17 protein-coding genes are annotated in these 17279 nt (G+C 49.3%); 7 read left to right on the plus strand and 10 right to left on the minus strand.

Features of this window, described 5'->3' with window-relative positions; all coding sequences use genetic code 11:
- From AC5JR3_RS09720 to AC5JR3_RS09740, 5 genes are all read right to left on the minus strand, one after another.
- A partial coding sequence (locus tag AC5JR3_RS09720) for a KGK domain-containing protein (protein WP_495845364.1) occupies window positions 1–823 on the minus strand: 823 nt, incomplete at its 3' end.
- A gap of 156 nt (window positions 824–979) precedes the next feature.
- Entirely contained in the window at window positions 980–2032 is a 1053-nt protein-coding gene (gene ccsB / locus AC5JR3_RS09725; RefSeq protein WP_495845365.1) for a c-type cytochrome biogenesis protein CcsB, read from the minus strand.
- A gap of 304 nt (window positions 2033–2336) precedes the next feature.
- Window positions 2337–4034, minus strand: a complete 1698-nt coding sequence (locus tag AC5JR3_RS09730; protein WP_495845367.1) for a DUF3352 domain-containing protein — start codon at window positions 4032–4034, stop codon at window positions 2337–2339.
- Window positions 4035–4164: 130 nt separating this feature from the next.
- Window positions 4165–5322, minus strand: a complete 1158-nt coding sequence (gene cofH / locus AC5JR3_RS09735) for a 7,8-didemethyl-8-hydroxy-5-deazariboflavin synthase subunit CofH (protein WP_495845369.1) — start codon at window positions 5320–5322, stop codon at window positions 4165–4167.
- A 227-nt stretch (window positions 5323–5549) separates the two neighbouring features.
- Window positions 5550–6260, minus strand: a complete 711-nt coding sequence (locus AC5JR3_RS09740) for a TVP38/TMEM64 family protein (protein WP_495845371.1) — start codon at window positions 6258–6260, stop codon at window positions 5550–5552.
- Window positions 6261–6451: 191 nt separating this feature from the next.
- Here AC5JR3_RS09740 and AC5JR3_RS09745 point away from each other — a divergent pair, with 191 nt between their 5' ends.
- Window positions 6452–6649, plus strand: a complete 198-nt coding sequence (locus AC5JR3_RS09745) for a hypothetical protein (protein WP_495845373.1) — start codon at window positions 6452–6454, stop codon at window positions 6647–6649.
- Between the two features lie 103 nt (window positions 6650–6752).
- Here the strand turns inward: AC5JR3_RS09745 and AC5JR3_RS09750 are convergent, their stop codons facing one another.
- Window positions 6753–6977: a hypothetical protein gene (locus tag AC5JR3_RS09750; RefSeq protein WP_495845375.1), complete on the minus strand. Its 225-nt coding sequence runs from the start codon at window positions 6975–6977 to the stop codon at window positions 6753–6755.
- Between the two features lie 50 nt (window positions 6978–7027).
- On the opposite strand from AC5JR3_RS09750, the gene AC5JR3_RS09755 reads away from it, so the two are divergent.
- Both AC5JR3_RS09755 and AC5JR3_RS09760 read left to right on the plus strand, forming a co-directional pair.
- Window positions 7028–8263 carry a glycosyltransferase gene (locus AC5JR3_RS09755; RefSeq protein ID WP_495845377.1) on the plus strand — a complete coding sequence of 412 codons (1236 nt, stop codon included), beginning with the start codon at window positions 7028–7030 and terminating at the stop codon, window positions 8261–8263.
- A gap of 60 nt (window positions 8264–8323) precedes the next feature.
- On the plus strand, window positions 8324–10081 hold the full coding sequence (locus AC5JR3_RS09760) for a glycosyltransferase family 39 protein (protein WP_495845666.1): 1758 nt from the start codon (window positions 8324–8326) through the stop codon (window positions 10079–10081).
- A 4-nt stretch (window positions 10082–10085) separates the two neighbouring features.
- On the opposite strand, the gene AC5JR3_RS09765 is transcribed toward AC5JR3_RS09760, so the two are convergent.
- Window positions 10086–10295, minus strand: coding sequence for a hypothetical protein (locus tag AC5JR3_RS09765; protein WP_495845379.1), 210 nt, complete (start codon window positions 10293–10295; stop codon window positions 10086–10088).
- A 354-nt stretch (window positions 10296–10649) separates the two neighbouring features.
- Window positions 10650–11258, minus strand: a complete 609-nt coding sequence (locus AC5JR3_RS09770; protein ID WP_495845381.1) for a DUF3318 domain-containing protein — start codon at window positions 11256–11258, stop codon at window positions 10650–10652.
- A gap of 349 nt (window positions 11259–11607) precedes the next feature.
- Here AC5JR3_RS09770 and AC5JR3_RS09775 point away from each other — a divergent pair, with 349 nt between their 5' ends.
- Window positions 11608–11856 carry a hypothetical protein gene (locus AC5JR3_RS09775; RefSeq protein ID WP_495845382.1) on the plus strand — a complete coding sequence of 83 codons (249 nt, stop codon included), beginning with the start codon at window positions 11608–11610 and terminating at the stop codon, window positions 11854–11856.
- A 15-nt stretch (window positions 11857–11871) separates the two neighbouring features.
- Here the strand turns inward: AC5JR3_RS09775 and AC5JR3_RS09780 are convergent, their stop codons facing one another.
- Complete coding sequence (locus tag AC5JR3_RS09780) at window positions 11872–12786, minus strand: DMT family transporter (RefSeq protein ID WP_495845385.1); 915 nt, start codon at window positions 12784–12786, stop codon at window positions 11872–11874.
- 359 nt (window positions 12787–13145) lie between these two features.
- Window positions 13146–14609: an alpha/beta hydrolase gene (locus tag AC5JR3_RS09785; protein ID WP_495845387.1), complete on the minus strand. Its 1464-nt coding sequence runs from the start codon at window positions 14607–14609 to the stop codon at window positions 13146–13148.
- Window positions 14610–14730: 121 nt separating this feature from the next.
- Here AC5JR3_RS09785 and pip point away from each other — a divergent pair, with 121 nt between their 5' ends.
- The 3 genes from pip to AC5JR3_RS09800 all read left to right on the plus strand — a co-directional run bounded on the left by pip (window position 14731) and on the right by AC5JR3_RS09800 (window position 17175).
- Entirely contained in the window at window positions 14731–15684 is a 954-nt protein-coding gene (pip, locus tag AC5JR3_RS09790; protein WP_495845667.1) for a prolyl aminopeptidase, read from the plus strand.
- Between the two features lie 406 nt (window positions 15685–16090).
- Entirely contained in the window at window positions 16091–16336 is a 246-nt protein-coding gene (locus tag AC5JR3_RS09795) for a ChaB family protein (protein ID WP_495845388.1), read from the plus strand.
- A 308-nt stretch (window positions 16337–16644) separates the two neighbouring features.
- Window positions 16645–17175 (plus strand): hypothetical protein, encoded by a 531-nt coding sequence (locus AC5JR3_RS09800; protein ID WP_495845389.1) that lies wholly within the window; start codon window positions 16645–16647, stop codon window positions 17173–17175.
- Window positions 17176–17279 lie beyond the last annotated feature (104 nt).

Below are 17279 nucleotides of genomic sequence, written 5' to 3' on the forward strand. Positions count from 1 at the left end.
CCTCTTCCTCACCCAAGCTGAAGGGGGATTCATTCAGTTCAAATTCTTCAGTAATAATTAGAACTTCCGATTCCTCTTCCTCACCCAAGCTGAAGGGGGATTCATTCAGTTCAAATTCTTCAGTAATGATTAGAACTTCCGAATCCTCTTCTTCACCCAAGCTGAAGGGGGATTCATTCAGTTCAAATTCTTCAGTAATAATTAGAACTTCCGATTCCTCTTCTTCACCCATGCTGAAGGAAGAGTCGTCTAGATTTAGATCCTCCTCACTAGTGGTGGGAGTTTCTAGTGCCTCGTCCATACTGAACTGGGCATCACCTAGGTCTAACTCATTGTCTGTGGTGTCAGAGATATCTAGGTCTGGTTCATTAGCTGTAGCACTGGTGGTGCCGACTAGTTCATTGTCCATACCGAACGAGGAATCGTCGAGGTCTAGATCTAAGTCATCAGCCGTGGTATTAGCAGTGCCTTGTTTGATCGCATCGTCAGCGATCGCTGAACCTACATTCGTGCCTGTTCCCGGCTCATCCGGGCAAAACTCCAGGTTGATTCTGACTTTACCCTTTTGCCAGCCTCCGGCAGTGAATTGCAAGACTTCACAAGCAATGCCCTCTTCACTAAACCAGCCATCCTTGTCGTCATTCCATTCGGCTAGGTTATATTGCATCTGCTGGCGGAGGGCTTCGGACAATTCACCGACTCGGAATGTCCGGTGCCCAATCAAAAACAAATTCAGTTCGTTAACTGATAGAACTTCACCAACAGCAAGTGGCTTGAACTGATTTTCCACGCCTCTGTCCCCCGATTCGATTGATGTTTTCAAAGAGTCAACTAAAGGCTAAAGAATGAAAAATTAAGGGCTTGTCTCCGGTTTTTCATCCTTCATCCTTGATACTTCTTGGTCAGTAATTTGGTTTAGGTTAATTACTGACGCTCGTAGGAATAATTTACTAAGCACTGCACCAATGAGCCGGAAAGCTTAGAAGAACCAGCCGTAGGAGTGCAACCCCTTACCCAGCAAATTCACCCCAAGATAGCAAATCCAGACCACGACAAATCCAGTGGCTGCCAAAATTGCTGGGCGTCGCCCCTGCCAGCCGCGAGTAATCCGCGCGTGCAGGTAAGCGGCAAACACCAGCCAGGTAATCAGCGCCCAAGTTTCTTTCGGGTCCCAGCTCCAGTAGGAACCCCAAGCTTCGTTTGCCCAGACTGCCCCGGCGATAATGCCAATCGTGAGCAGCGGAAATCCTAGCCCAATAATGCGATAACTAATGTTATCGAGGGTATCAGCCAGACTCAGGCGTTGAGGGGATAGGGGAACAGTTGCTGTCCCGGAGCCAGCAGGCGCAACCATGGTTAGGGTGGCGGTGTTGCCCGCCGCGCCGTTGTCCTGAGCCAAATAGGTCACAGGAGACGAACCATTGGGGGCAGCTTCGTTGCTGGAATTACCATTGCGGAGCAGTTGGTAAGAGGTTCCATCTTTAGTTCGGAAGGCTCCTGTACCCACGGAACTTCCCCGAAGTTCGACATTTTGACCGCGAGTGACGACTAAAAAAGCGATCGCCAACAAGGAGCCGACCATTAACGCTGCGTAACTGAGCATCATCACGCTGACGTGCATCATTAGCCAATTAGACTTCAGGGCTGGTACTAAGGGTTCAGCCGCTTGCATTTCCGAGGGCAGAGTCAAGGCAGCAAAGGCGGTAATTGCCATCGCCACCGGGGCGGTAGCAACACCCACTAGGCGGCTGCGGCTCATATTTTCTGCCAGCAAATGCACCGTGGTAATTCCCCATACCAAGAAAAATAAAGATTCGTAAAGATTACTTAACGGGAAGTAGCCCGCTTCCAGCCATCTTGCGCCAAGTAAGGCGGCAATGCAGAGGTTAGCGATCGCCATTCCGGTTGTGCCTAAGGTGGGCAACAAGGGAATCCCTGGAAAAGCTGCCCCTAGCCAGTAAACCAGCATGGTGACAAACAAGACAGCAAAGGAAATGTTATCCAGCGAGTTCTGGAGTACAACCAGATCCATAAAGTATTCTCTCTACTGAGTTTTCAAAGACTAATTTTTGCAGCGTCACTCTTATCCTAAATGCTAATTGCTCATTGTTCATGGCTAAAGGGTGAAGAGAGTCGGTGAGTCTTGAGTCCTGAGTCCTGAGTAGGGAAGAAAGTATGAAGTATGAAGTATGAAGGCTTCGGCCGTGAGACTTCGGCGTGAGCGCTCAGTCGAACGCTCAGCCGAACGGGTGAAGTATGAATAGGGTTGATTATTGCTTCTTTGCCGCTCCCCTGCACCCCTGCTCCTCTGCACCCCTGCTCCCCCGCTCCCCACCTCAACTACCTGGAGAGGGCATAAAAGAAGGCTGAGGCAAAGCAGGCGCTTTGTTGGTTGAGGGATTGGAAGTGCGGGTAGACTTGAGCTGCACAAAAATATCAAAGCGGCTGCTGCGCTCATCAGCGATCGCGGCTGTTACGCCGATAGTACGAATCGCTTTGACAAATTTTATTTGCTCCGGCGGTAATTGGGGCAACATCAAATTCTCCGCACTCAGCAGACGTTCCACATCTAGGAAAAACTGACCGTTATTGGGTTTTGGTTGAGACGGTACTATTTGCTGAAACAGAGGTGTTTGTGTCAGGGTGGTTTTCGGTTGCAGGACAATTGTCTGGGCAAGGGGTGCCCCGATCGTTAAAAAGGCAATTTTGTTGTCATCTAACCAGCCATGGGTGGCGCTAATTCCCCCCAACGGCGATGTCCAGTTGACAACCGCTTGTCCCCCTAGTTGGGATTGATTAACTTGGAATTGGTAACGACTTGCCATTACCTGATCGAGTTTTTGGAAAGACTGTTCTGCCGCTCGGCGATCGCTAACTTGTACCATAAACACCATTGCTGCCCCTAAGTTCGAGTCCGTGTCAGCAGCAGCCGGAATTAGACCCCAGACAAACTCCCCATTCATCCAGGGCAGTAAATCCTGCTCCCACTCCAAACCCGTTGTTTCCTTAACTCCTGCTCGTAGGGTTGCAGGGGGAAAAAATGAGAGGGGATTTGATTGAGTTCCTTTAACGTAATCTTGCCACCACCGCACTAAATGACCGCCAGACATCATTACCAAGGTGTCTGCCGGAAGGAGTCGCGGCAAGGTACCAGGAGTATTCTCCACAACAAATGTTTGTCGGCTATCGGGTTTAAGCCAGGAAATACCTTGAAATTGCAACCCCTCTGGCTTTAACATCACGCTTGTCGCGATGCCTTGTTTTTGTTGCGCTTGGGCGACATTTTCCACAGATAAGGATTGGGTGGAATTAGCCGCAGCAGTAGCCGCGATCGCGGGCACATTAAAATACATCTGAGCAAAGGGTGCCAACGTTCTAATCTTTCCTAAATTCTCTGCATAACCGGGTGTTGTGGCAATGGAAGCCCCCCCTTTATAAGTATCAATAACGCGATCGAGCGCTTGGGGAGTGTCTGCCACCACCAAAAAGCGCTCCAGCACGGTAGCAGAAAATTGCTGCCCCTCGCTATTTCGGCTTTCATAAATAGGGATGCCCTTATAGGTGCGCTCTACTACCCCAAGTTGAGACTGGGTTTTTTCCAGCAGTCCCCGTATCTGTGCCCAATTCTTGATCGGCAGCACCATTACATTAGTTTGCAGGGGGGTTGCTACTGATACTACCCCCGTTGCGACATACGCCAGCATCACCGTGTCTCCCAACCACGGCTCAACATCACGGCTGTAGTTGTAGCCATTGGCGTCTAGGAGAGACTCTTCGAGTGACCCAAGTTTGTTTTCTAACGCGGCTTGGGTTTCGGGGGTGCCGTAGCTTTTTACCTGCTGCCATGCCCTAGTATCTGTCGATACCGATATCGTCATCAAGGCATCTTGCGGAATTAGAGTTGCCCCGTTCGGGATATTCCCCTGGAGAAAATTCCGCTGCACGAGCAACCAGTAAGTCACCCCTGCCCCACCTACCAACAAAACAGCCGCTCCCAAGGCGAGCAGCAAGAAAGATTTATTGTGCTTAGGCATTAATGCAGTCACCTAGGAAAGTTTCTTTTGCCTTAGAGTTTTCTCAACACATTAGTTTTGACCGATCTTCCACTCTTGGCAAGGGGGAAAACCGAGGAAGAAACGACACTTGTTGATATTAAAACAAGCACTAAGTTGTGCTGTTGGCTGTTTGCTTTAACTTTTTATAAAGCGTATCTCGTTGCTGGTAAGGACGCCCCAACGAATGAATCGCCTCTTGCAAAGTTTCCACTGCCATACAGGTGCCGCCTTTTGCCCCTGCCATCGTGGTGATATGTTCCTCCATCAAAGTACCGCCAAGGTCATTACAGCCCCAGTTGAGAGCTTCTGTGGCACCCTCTAGACCAAGTTTTACCCAACTCGGTTGATGGTTGGTAATGTCGTTACCTAAGAAAATCCGTGCCACGGCGGTGAGCAAGAGGGCATCTTCTAGAACAGGTTGATCGCGTTTTACTCGGTTTCGTAAGGGTTTGGGCGCTTCTTGCCCGACAAAAGGTAGCAGGATAAATTCGGTAATGTGGGCAGGATAGGCGTTTTCTTTGGCAGTACGTTGGAGCGATCGCAATTTTTCTAAATGCCCAATTTGCTGCGATTGTGTTTCAATATGCCCGGATAGCATTGTGCTGGTCATGGGCATTCCTAAGCGCAGTGCTGTCCCTACAATCTCTAACCAAGTCGCCGTATCGGTTTTTTCTGGGCAAAGAATGCGCCGCACCCGATCATCCAACACTTCCGCTGCTGTTCCCGGCATTGAGTCCACCCCCGCCTCTTGCAGGGAAGCAATAACTTCGCTGTAGCTGATGCCATCTTGATCAGCAATAAACTGTACTTCCTGGGGAGAGAAGGCGTGAATGTGGAGTTGGGGAAACTCATCGCTTATTGTCTCCACCAACTTACGGTAATAAGGCAACGTCGCCCCATCAATCTTGGCGTCGGGGTTCAGCCCTCCCTGCATGCAAATTTCTGTCGCCCCTCGCCCAACAGCATCCGTTGCCTTTTCCAAGATTTGCCCCCAGTCTAGCCAGTAGGCACCTGATTCTCCGGCATCCCGCCGAAAGGCACAGAAACTACAATGCTGTTCACAGATATTGGTGTAGTTAATATTGCGGTTAATTACATAGGTTACGGTGTCCCCGGCTTGTCGCTGACGCAGTATATCCGCTGCTTGGCGGATAGTAGCGATCGCCTCCGGTGCCGTTTGCTGCAATAAAAATACTCCCTCACTGGGACAAAGGTCTTTTCCCTCTAAAGCGTTAGAGATAATACTGTCAATTGTCGTTGTTTTCACTGGAACTTCACAATTAATCCGCTCATTTCTATCATAATTTGATATTCAGATAGAAGTCAGAATCTCGCCTCCTGTAGATGCAATTAAACCTTTTGTCTAAGTTTAAAGACGTCAAAGCAAGATAATTTTCTAGGAAAACTAATAGACTTACAGCGGCAATCAAATCCTAATTGAAACTTTAATATTCAATCATTTTTTAAAAATAGGTTTTGCCAAAGTTTTAGGAGTTAATCCGGCTCTGTAACATCAGAAGATTCCGAAAAACGCTCCCGCTCTGCTTTCTCCAAGGCTTTTTGCGGAGACTGGCGGCGGCGGCGATACCAAGTAGCTCCCCCCACGAGCACCCCCATCAAACATAACGATCCCATCAACGGCAGAACATCTCCGGTTTTCATGGCTTGTAGTCCAGAACTGCCAATCATCACAAAGGGCAGTACGCCAGGAATTGTGCCGAGAATAGTTCCTAGCAAGTAGTCACGAAAGCGAATGGACGTTAAACCAGCAGCAAAGTTGACTAAACCATAGGGAATAATTGGCAGCAGACGGATGGCGAACATATAAAACAATCCCCCCTGACGCATCTCCGCATCCATGGCTTCCCAACGTCCTGCTAACCGCCCGGCGATCAAGTCTCGTCCGATTGTCCGCGTAAAGGCAAACGCCACTACCGCCGCCACAATTGCGGCGAGACTTGTCCAAAACGTACCCAACCAAGGGCCAAAAAGCGCACCGCCTGTAAGGTTCAATGCGGTTGATGGCAATACCAGTAGCGTTGCCACGGTATAGAGGACGAGGTAAACGATGGGTGCCCAAATTCCTGCCTGCTTCAGCCATGCGTTTAAGTCCGCAGGATCTATACCGCCTAGCAAGTACATTGCCAGCCCTGTTGCCACGATACAGATAATTGCGAGCAGAAAAATACCACTTTTAAATTTCAAGACAAGACTCCTATGCCTCTACATTTTTAACGCCAAGCCAAACACGCCCTAGTCTTTAGCAGAATTGTCTTTGGTTATAACCTTCTCTAGAAGCAAATCACAACCTGTTAGCTTTCTCAATAAATCAAAGATTTACAAAAAAGATTGACTAGACTGGCTAGAGAGTTTTCTCCTTACCCTTAACCAATGCTATGAACCGAGACTTTTCTATTTTGAAATTCCCTGTGGCGGTTTCGCTTTCAATGGTGGCTGGTGGAGCGATCGCGATCGCTCTAGACAACCCTGAGTACTTGGGCGCTGTTGGAACTTATCGGCATTTGCGATCGCGCTTAGTTATGCTGTTGAGCAAAAATCCCAAAGATTCTCTCGACTCTGGAGTTCGGTCTTAATTGGCTCAGTTGCGGCGGGATTGTTGACGTTTTATCTATTTGCCTACTGGATTATCGCCTTAAGTGCCATTATGCTAGTTTTCGACCCTCGTCACTATTGTTGCTATTGTATTTGAGCATAAGCTAGCTCCCAATCTACAAACAAAGCTAAAGACAGAATCTGCCCAATATTCGCGTATTCTCTGGTTAAATAGCGCTCGTCCCATTTAGGGAACGCTCGAAACAGCCACTGAAAAACAGCAGCATCAACAAGCTGTTGAACGCTTAAGCGATCGCCTGCAACGGAAACAGACAGTTCAGTTGCCAGGAACGATGGAAATTGACCCATTCACGCTGCAACTATATACCTCCTCTCTTTAAAAACTTGAGGTTTACTCAATGAGCTTCAGCCAACCTGATTTCTTTTTGCCAGTTCCCTCAGGTTCCTTACAGATTTCTCCAGTAGCCCTTGCCCCAGAAGCCACAATTGATGCGGCGGTTGAGCCTAGTCCCCATAATCCGATTCGTTTTTCTCTCGTCATTCCCACCTACAACGAAGGGAAAAACGTCCAAAAGATTGTCCAGCAGCTAACACAGCTCCTCGATAGCCGGATTCCTGGAGCCTACGAGTTAATCGTTGTTGATGACAACAGCCCTGATGGAACCTGGAAACTGGCACAGGCAATGATGCCAGAGTATCCTCAACTGCGGGTGATGCGGCGGGTTGAAGAACGGGGACTGTCCACCGCCGTTATCCGAGGCTGGCAAGCGGCACAGGGTGAAGTCTTAGGAGTGATTGACGCTGACCTCCAGCATCCTCCAGAAGTGCTATTGCAACTGTGGAATGAAATTGAGCGGGGTGCGGATTTAGCAGTTGCCAGCCGCCACGTTGAAGGGGGTGGTGTGAGTGAATGGAGTATCATCCGCCGCTTCTTATCCCGTGGCGCACAGACCTTAGGACTAATTATTTTGCCTGAGGTGATTGGTCGCATCTCTGACCCGATGAGTGGCTACTTTTTAGTGCGCCGTAGCTGCATTGTCGGGCGGACGCTGAGTCCAGTGGGTTACAAAATCTTGATTGAAGTAATTGGGCGGGGACAGGTACGCTGGATTGCGGAAGCCGGCTATGTCTTTCAGGAGCGCCTAGAGGGAGAAAGTAAAGTTACCTGGAAACAATACATTGAGTATCTCCAGCACTTAATTAAGTTGCGCCTGTCCCTGTGGCCGATAGCGCGGTTGTTCCGCTTTGGTGCAGTGGGGTTAACAGGCGTGTTTGTGGATATGATCCTGCTTTACCTGCTCAGTGACCCTAGCACTCTGGGATTGCCCTTGACTCGCAGTAAAATCATTGCCTCAGAGGTCGCAATCCTTAACAATTTTTTGTGGAATGATATGTGGACTTTTGGCGATATTGCCCGTCGGCAACCGGGGAAACGTCAGCGGTTGAAACGATTCTTGAAGTTTAATATTGTCTGCCTGGGTGGGTTAATTCTCAACGTCTTGCTGTTGAATGTGTTCTTTAATATCTTTGGCATCAACCGCTATGTTGCGAACCTGCTAGCGATCGCGATTGTTACGCTTTGGAACTTTTGGGTTAATCTGAAGCTCAGTTGGCGAGTAACGGACGTTGAGTAGAGGTCGCATCGGTTGAAATCGCTTGTTTCAAAAGGCTGGCTCCCTCCCCTGCTGCTATTGATGTCGATCGCCATTGGTGCAGGTTTACGCTTTACGCAGCTAGCTGGAAAATCTCCCTGGACTGATGAATTTGCCACCTTAGTCTTTAGCCTGGGCAATAGCTTTAAAACGGTACCGCTTAACGAGGCAATTCCGTTAAATCTACTTATGCAGCCCTTGCAACCAGACCCTGCGGCGGGAGCATCGGCAGTGTTGCGTCATTTATTTGCCGAAGATCACCATCCGCCCCTGTACTTTGTGCTGGTTCACTGGTGGATGCAACTTTTTCCTCAATCGGGATACGTATCACTTTGGGCAGCGCGATCGCTTCCTGCCCTTTTTGGTGTCATCTCAATCCCTGCCCTATACGGACTGAGTTGGCTCGCCTTTCGCTCTCAGCTCGTTGCTCAACTTGCCGCCGCCCTGATGGCAGTGTCTCCCTACGGCATCTTTTTGGCACAAGAAGCCCGTCATTACACCTTAGCGGTTTTGTGGGTGATTGCTTCCCTCTGTTGCTTAGTCGTTGCCGCACAGCACCTGCAACGCCGCCGCCCTTTACCCATGTGGATCGTCCTGAGTTGGGTAGTCGTGAATAGCTTAGGCATCGCCACCCACTACTTCTTCACCCTTACCCTTTGTGCCGAGATCATCGTTTTGCTCGTCCTGTGGTGGCGTCAGCGTCGGGAGATGGGGAGCGAGGGAGCGAGGGAGCAGGGGAGCAGGGGAGCAGGAGAGCAAATTTACTCCAACGTTCCTGCAAGTAAATACCCCGTCAAAAGAAATTCCCATCGCCAATCCTCTTGGTGGCGAATTTACGCAGCGGTGGCGGGAACCGTGGTTGGTGGGTTAATCTGGTTTCCCGTGTTGCAGTCCAGTTACGACCCGCAGATGACGGCTTGGATTCAAAGTAGCGATCGCAACTTTTTAGAATGGCTCAATCCCCTCTTTCAGTCCTTAGCAGCCTGGATTACGATGCTGGCATTACTGCCTGTTGAAGCTGCCTCGCTGCCCGTAGTCATTGTTTCCGGAGCCTTGATGATTGCCTTTTTTGTCTGGGCAATCCCTCTGCTTTATCGCGGCATCCGTGTGCAACTCCAGCAACCCTCAACTCGTCTCGGTGTGGGGGTTTTGGGAGGATTTATTTTAGGGGCGATCGCGATTTTTTTCGCCATCACCTACTTTTTAGGGACAGACCTCACACGGGGGGCACGGTATAACTTCGTCTACTTCCCCGGTGTCATCGCCGTCCTGGGAGCCAGCCTAGCCGTAAGCTGGAAAGCTACCCACTCCCAACTCACCTGGGGACTCAACGGTAAAAAAGCGATCGCCCTGATTGGATTCGTTGGACTTCTCAGCGGCATTACCGTTGTCTCTAACCTTGGTTATCAAAAATACTATCGTCCTGACTTACTCGTGTCAGTCATGCAACGCGCCTCATCCCATCCCGTCTTGATTGCGACAACCCATAATACCCTGGTACAGACGGGAGAAATCATGGGGATCGCTTGGGAACTGCAACATGCTGCTAACGCCCAGAAAGCACTCCTGAACCCGCAATTTCTCTTAGCTCATCAAAAGCAAGGGCGATGTGAAGAGACAAACTGCCCGGCTGTAGCTATCCTTCAAGATACCTTAGCCCAACTGCCACGACCCCTAGACTTGTGGTTAGTAAACTTCAAAGCCCCCGTAGTAGAAGCACCCAATTGCTTTGCAGAAGAGGCAAGTATCTTGAAAACGCCAGTTGATGGTTACGATTATCAGCTTTACCGTTGCCTTTAGGTCGCTACACCAGGGTAATTTTTCCCCGGCGCAGGGAGTGATATAAACGGTCGATCAGGCGATGTTCTTCTTCATGCAAAGGACTTTTTAAGAAGCTATTTCTTAAAACGCTTTTTTCAGCTTCTGTAATTTGATGAGATTTAGCCACCTTAGCGGCTATTTCGTAAATAGGAGACGGAATGAAAGAATTTTGGGAAGAAATTGGGTTCTTCATATACTACACAACCTTTTTTAAAATGCTGTTTTTATCCCTCAGCAAGTTCATGATATAGAAGGAGTCCCTCTTTTATCTAGAACCATTAGGTAGATGTTTATCAGGTTTGTCTCTACCTAGGGATCACCTACCTGTAAGACTTAGACACGGATAGAGATTCCGTAGGAACATTTCTATCAGCAGCACGTCTATAGTTTACAGGCACCTTATTAATTAATTGACAAAACTGGAAGTTTAAGGGTTTTTTGAAAAGAAATTAAACACTTATTAACTTTATTTAAACTCTTAAAAAGACTTGGCGAAAGGTTTTTTCTCAAAGCGAAATCAGATAGGCAAAACCCGCCTCTACAAGTCCTACTCTTGCTTGATGGTTTCGGGGACACTGAGAGGAGAAAGACCTGCGATCGCCCGGAGATTTTGACAACGGATTAACTCAATAAAATTCAAGCCCGGACGCCCTTCAATTTGTGCTACCGCTTCAATACCAGACAAAAGACCAGTCGCCGCCTCTGTTTCCCTGTAGCCGCGCCGCACAGCTACCTTAATCGCCGCCGCATCCGCCTCTAAATATTTTTGAGAACTACGAGTAGAACGCCAGAGTTGCGTCCCTGCTACCGCACTCAATCCCGTCGCTACCACAACTCCTACCGCATCCCCCTGCACCAGTTCCACCACTCCCCCTACTAACCCCGCCAGAACAACGCCTTGATACAAATCTGGCTTAAACCACTTAATTCCAATCAACCAACTCACAGCATGTAACAGCAGCATGTCTCGTTGCGGCTTAGATAACTGACGCCATAAGTCAAAATTGATATAAATCGGTCGTTCCGGGTTCCAGGGTAGCGGAAACGGACTTTCAATCACCGTCGGCTGCTGCGGTTTGCTGATTATCTTAGTCAACATTCGACCCGAAGCAGGCATGAGATCAAGGAGGCGGCGAATTTCAGGATCGGGATTCATCGTCAGCGTCAACTCTAGTTAATGAAGAAATGCCAATCTCTCAAAAGTAAAGCATTCCCTCAAGAGGAATCATACTACTGAGTCAAAAGCCATCGCACCAAAACCCAGGATAACCTCCCCTCCCCCGTTCGGCTGAGCGTTCGACTGAGCGTTCGACTAAGTTCACGCCGAAGTCTCACGTCGAAGCCTGCGCCTCTTTACCCTGGTGTGGTTGATGCAAAACAAAGCCTCCCACCTCTTGAATCAGAAATGCTAGATCCTGTGTAAGCACCCTAGAATAAGCACTAGACAGCTTGCGGATTTGATTTGTCAACAGTTTTAGCCAATGACTAACTAAAAGGTTTTTCCAATGGATGCGTTTTCCCCCGTTCCCCCAAAATGGATCGAGCCAGCCACTCACGCCTTAACGTTTTGTTGTCCCAGTTGTCGAGCGTCTTCTGCCGAGCAAGAGAAAGTTTGGATTAACCGCCGTAGCCCAGTGATGACAGAAGAGTATCGCAAAAAATGGCAAGAGTTTTATCAGTGTCAATGTGGTTACGTGTGGTGGGCGTGGAGTAACGATCGCCCCCCTTCTGAGTTTGCCAAACAGAACGAGTAAAAGACCTGGATCAGCTTATTTCCTGTTCGTCAGAAAAACCCCCGTCACCACTAAAGCACCTCCCGCGATTAACGTCGGCGTTAGTTCCTCATCCAATAACAAAGCGGCTAGAAGAACCGCCGATACAGGTACTAAATTAATGAAAATGGAAGCTCTTGCCGGCCCAATTGCCTTTAACCCTTCGTAGTACCAGCTAAAGCCCACCGCCGAGCCGAAAAACCCCAAATACAGTATTCCCAACCAAGCTACAAGAGAAAACTGCGTCAACTCACCCATTAACCCTTCTCCCAAAGCCGGAAATAACAACGCGATGCCACCAATTAAACAGGCATAGGTCGTTGTTGCCAAAGGAGAGAGGACTTGCATCGTTTGTTTGCCAATTAAAGTAAAAGCGCACCAACTGAGGACACAGCCAAACAAAAACACTTCACCCCAACCCAAACCGCTAGCAAATAAGACCGTCAAACTGCCCCTAGCAATCACCACCACCACACCCAGCAAAGACGTAACGATTCCCAGTAACTTTAACGGTGTGAGTCTTTCTCCAAACACCACCGCCGAACCAATAGCGATCGCGATCGGATTGAGGGCAATAATCAACGCCGCCCGACTAGCCGTAATCAACTTCAACCCCCAAAAAAAGCAGACATTGTAGATAAAAATCCCCGTCAATCCCAAAAGCGTCACCTGCACAAATTGATATAGCTTCAGCTTCGGTAAACCCCCTTCCAATTGACGAGTCAGGAAAAACAAGCAAAAAGAGGCGATCGCAAACCGACAAAACGCCGCCGAAAACGGTTCCATACTTTGCATCACCACCCGCCCTGCAATAAACGTCCCCCCCCAAATCACCGCCGTCAACGCCAGCTTCAAATACACCATCGCCCCTTCAATCTCCCAAACATCAACTTTCTGAGCGATTTCCCACACCTGACACCAACATTCATCTAACAGCCCCCCTACATCGCTCCCCCAACCCTCAAAAAAAGAGTCACAAAGATTCCGTAAGCTTGTAAACCTCCCAAAACCGAACCAAAACCCCCCGCCAACTCAAGCTTCACCATTTCACCATTCCTATAGCCATTCAGCGATCAACCCTTGCGCGGGGGGCTTGGGGGCGGCGCTGCGCTCCCAATGGGGGGGTCTGGGGGGGCAAGTCCCCCCAATCCGGGTTTTTCCCCAAGCATAGAAACAAGCCGTCACACCCATAACTTTCTAATAGAGACTGATGAAGAGAGAATCTTCTCACCCTTCAGTTAAATACCCCACCCCCTGCTTCCCCATCCCGTTTAAAACCCCGATCCCACCAAAGGAAAAACCGCCGCCAGTATCCAACCAAAAAACAGCGCACTCCCCACCCCATAACCCCAAGCCTCCCCCAAAAAAGCCGCCGCCACCGAAAGAATCCCCATCAGTACCGGAAAAACCGGAAGCAACAAAAACACAAAACCCAACCCCGGCACCCAAAATAGCGCCAAAACCAGCCCCACAACTAGCGCCAGACTTTCCATAAACCACCAACCTAAACGGCTGCCAAACCTCTGCTGCGGTTGCGCCACCCCCGCCGCCAGAAACCAGGGAAAACACATCGCAGACAAGACGAGCCAAAGCTGCAAGCGCTGTGGAATCAGCAACCATTGCAACCAGACCACCTGCCCCATCAGCCCAAAAGCCACCCAAAGCAGCGCAAACAATAGCACCCCTAACCCCACACCCCGAAGCGTCGGGCGCGGCAGTTTCCAGAGGATAGCCAACCAAATGCTCCCAGCAATGAGGAACCACACCCCCACCGTACTCCCAACAAGCAAGCCACCCAAATTTGGCAGTTCCACAACACCCGTGATTAACGCCAAGACACCACTCCCTAAAAGCGGCGAAATAATTAAACCGCCCCAGCGTCGAAATCCATTGAGGCGATCGCCAGCCCCCTCAGATTTAATCAAAACTGGGGCAACGATAACTCCGGTAGCTAGCCAAGCCATTAGGTGCAAGGCATACCAAACAAGACGACGGTCTGCATACTTGCTGCTAGGAGAGAGATTAAACGTCCCATTGAGCCAACTTTTCGCCGCTTGGTGCGAGCGATCGCGAAACAAAATCGTAATGTGTTCCGCATTCGGAACCACAACAAGCGATCGCCCCCGTCCCTGCGCCAAGCGATCGCTTTCTCCCCCCGCTTTCGCCAATAGTTCCTTCGTATACGGGAGCAAACGCCCTTCCCAAGCGCCGATTTGTAACATCAGGTTACGGGGCGCAGTCGGCGTCACTGCCGCCGTTGTCGCTGAAATTGCCACCGTAGCGGCAAACTGCTCAACATCCTCAATAGCTGCACTCATCACCGCCCCACCTCCCATCGAGTGACCCAGCAGTGCCAAGCGAGTCGCATCAACCTCTGGTTGTTCTAGCAACCCTGCCCTTGCCACCTCCAAGTCACCCTGGAGGGACGACCACTCACCCAGGGGGGTTCCATTCGCCCCATGACCGCTAAAATCCCACAACATCACCGCGTAACCCGCTTGTGCCAAAACCTGCCCGTAGCCCTGCATTAATTGCTTTGACCCCGCAAAGCCATGGGCGACAAGCACCCCCGGCACCTTTTCTACAGGAGCCTGGGGTGCCATGTAGAGCAGCGGTACACCCTCTCGTTCTAAAGAACGCACCACTAACCCCGCCCGTCCTGTAAAAATGCCCCACCAAGAAAGCGCGATCGCCAATAAGGCAAGGAAAAGAAAAAAATAACGCTGGCGAGTCATCTGAAGTTTTGATTCCAAACCTGAAAACACCTAATTTTCCAATCCCATCCGTACTCGTTGCTAAAGTTATTGGTCAAGACACTAATGACCGATGACACAAGCAACACAAAACACTACCGCCATGCGAGAACTGTACCCAGCCATCGAACCGTATCAAGAAGGAACCTTACAAGTTTCTGAACTGCATCGGCTCTACTTTGAACAATCTGGCAATCCTCAGGGTCTACCTGTCGTCGTTCTCCACGGCGGGCCCGGTGGCGGTAGTCAAGGATTTTTTCGCCAATACTTTGACCCAGAAAAGTGGCGCATTATCCTGTTTGACCAACGAGGCTGCGGTCGCAGTACCCCCCATACAGAACTACGGGAAAATACCACCTGGGATTTAGTAAGCGATATTGAAAAACTGCGACAGCATTTAAACATCGAGCAATGGGTCGTTTTTGGCGGCAGTTGGGGAAGTACCCTATCCCTTGCCTATAGCCAAACCCACCCTCAACCTTGTCTGGGACTAATCCTACGCGGCATTTTTATGCTCAGACAAAAAGAATTGCATTGGTTTTATCAAGAAGGGGCGAGTTACCTGTTTCCAGATGCTTGGGAGGATTATGTTAAACCGATTCCTATCACCGAACGTTCTGACTTCCTGAGTGCCTACTACAAACGCTTGACTAGCCCAGATCCTCAAACTCGACTAGAAGCCGCTCGTGCTTGGTCCATTTGGGAAGCCAGCACCAGTAAACTTCTACCCAGTCCTGATTTGATGCATAGGTTTGGGGAGAGTCAGTTTGCCGATGCCTTTGCTCGCATAGAATGCCACTACTTCGTCAACAAGGGGTTTTTTGAGCCAGAAACCCAACTACTAGATAACGTCAATCGCATCCGTCACCTTCCGGCAACCATCATTCAGGGACGCTACGATGTGGTCTGTCCGACAATATCAGCCTGGGAACTACATCAGGTTTGGTCAGAAACAGAATTAATTATCGTTCCAGATGCAGGACACTCGATGAGCGAACCGGGTATTCGCTCCTGTCTAATTGAAGCGACAGACAAGTTTGCCGCCGCATTGGGGTGAGATCAGCGGCTAGGCACTTAGTTGCTCGGTTTTGACAGGAGCGGGGGATAAAAAAAAGAACCCAGATGTAGTCTGCATTGGGTTCTTTGTTGGTCCTGTCAGTATCCGGAACAAAGGTGTCAGAGGAGCATGAACGCCAGAATTAGTTGACAAAAGCAAGCTCCCCTAGTGTTATTTTCTCTGACCCCGGTTAGGAGATGTTTATGGTGGGTTTAAGTTTTTCGGTGTTGCTGACTTGTAGGTTGGGGGCTATGGCAAAATTTTGGAAAACCGAAACATCCTGCTGCCTTCTTAATAGCCAAAAATGAGGAAATAACACTTGTTGCACCCATAGAGAGATGTTTTTATGACTTTTCTTGCACTATTTGATTGATATATAACGTTAGTAATCGGATGGAGCGTGAATATGCCCTACAAACAAGCTGAAGAGTTGCCAAATGAAGTAAAAGAAAAGCTGCCTCAAGGTGCTCAACAGATTTTCATGGCAGCCTTTAATGCGGCGTCTTCTGATGGCATGAGTGAGGAAGCTGCCTCCCAAGTCGCCTGGAACTCGGTGAAAAATAGCTATTCCGAAGGCGAGGGCGGTCAATGGCATCGCAAGCCAGAAGGAGGTGCTGGTAATAGCTCAACTGGCACTATGCCTGGTGCTTAAAGCATCGTTTTAAAAAGAGGTGACGCGGCGATCGCGTCATTACCAACACCGCTTAGAAGTTCTGTGGATTAACTCAACTGCTTCACTACTTGATGCCCTAGTGTACCTTCACCAGGGTTTTTTCTATTGCAGAGCTATGAAGTGATAAATAGGCGAGATGGCTTCTCTAAGAGTCACTGCTCCCCAAAAAACAGTTATTTTGTACAGAGGCGAACTCGCTCGGTGCTGATGACATCCCCAATTTCACTACAATTCAGTGTGCAAAACGGATAAAGCTAGATATGGCTAAAAAAAATCTGGATAAAACGATGACGATCCGTCTATCCTCAGAACTTCTTCAAAGGATTGAGGAGGAAGCTAAAGTGCAGGGCATCAGCAGCAGTGAGTATGGCTTGACCTTGCTGAAGTCAGCGCTAGGCATCAAGAGCGATCCAACTAGTGAAGACAAAAACTTAGCCCTACGGGTGCAGCAGCTAGAGACAAAGTTGGACGCATTGAACGAGCAGGCAATGGGTATAGACGAGACATCATCACCCTTAGAGGATTTAGCCACCAACCCCGCCGCCGTGCTCCATTTGCAAGAAAAGGTGAAAAGTCTTACCCAAACCTTGGGTGAAGTTAGCCAAATTATCCAGCATCTCGCCTACCGCCTAACAGCACTGGAGGCAAAAAATACTCCCAACGAATCATTGGCGTTTCCAGTCCCTGTGCCAACGGTGCTAGAAAATAACCCTCTCTATGACAAAGGTTTAGATGCGTCTTTTCTCACCACCAGTAAGGACATTTCTCTATCCAAAGTCACAACAAATGAGATTCAAGATCCACCCTCCTCGACCTGAGAGTCAGGATTTTTGCCTCGGTCTTAACAAGCTGTCCTGAGTGCTGAAGAATAGAGTTTCATCCAAGATAACTGGCGTCAACACTTCCTCATTTGCGATCGCCA

It is taken from the genome of Kastovskya adunca (genome assembly GCF_059505785.1).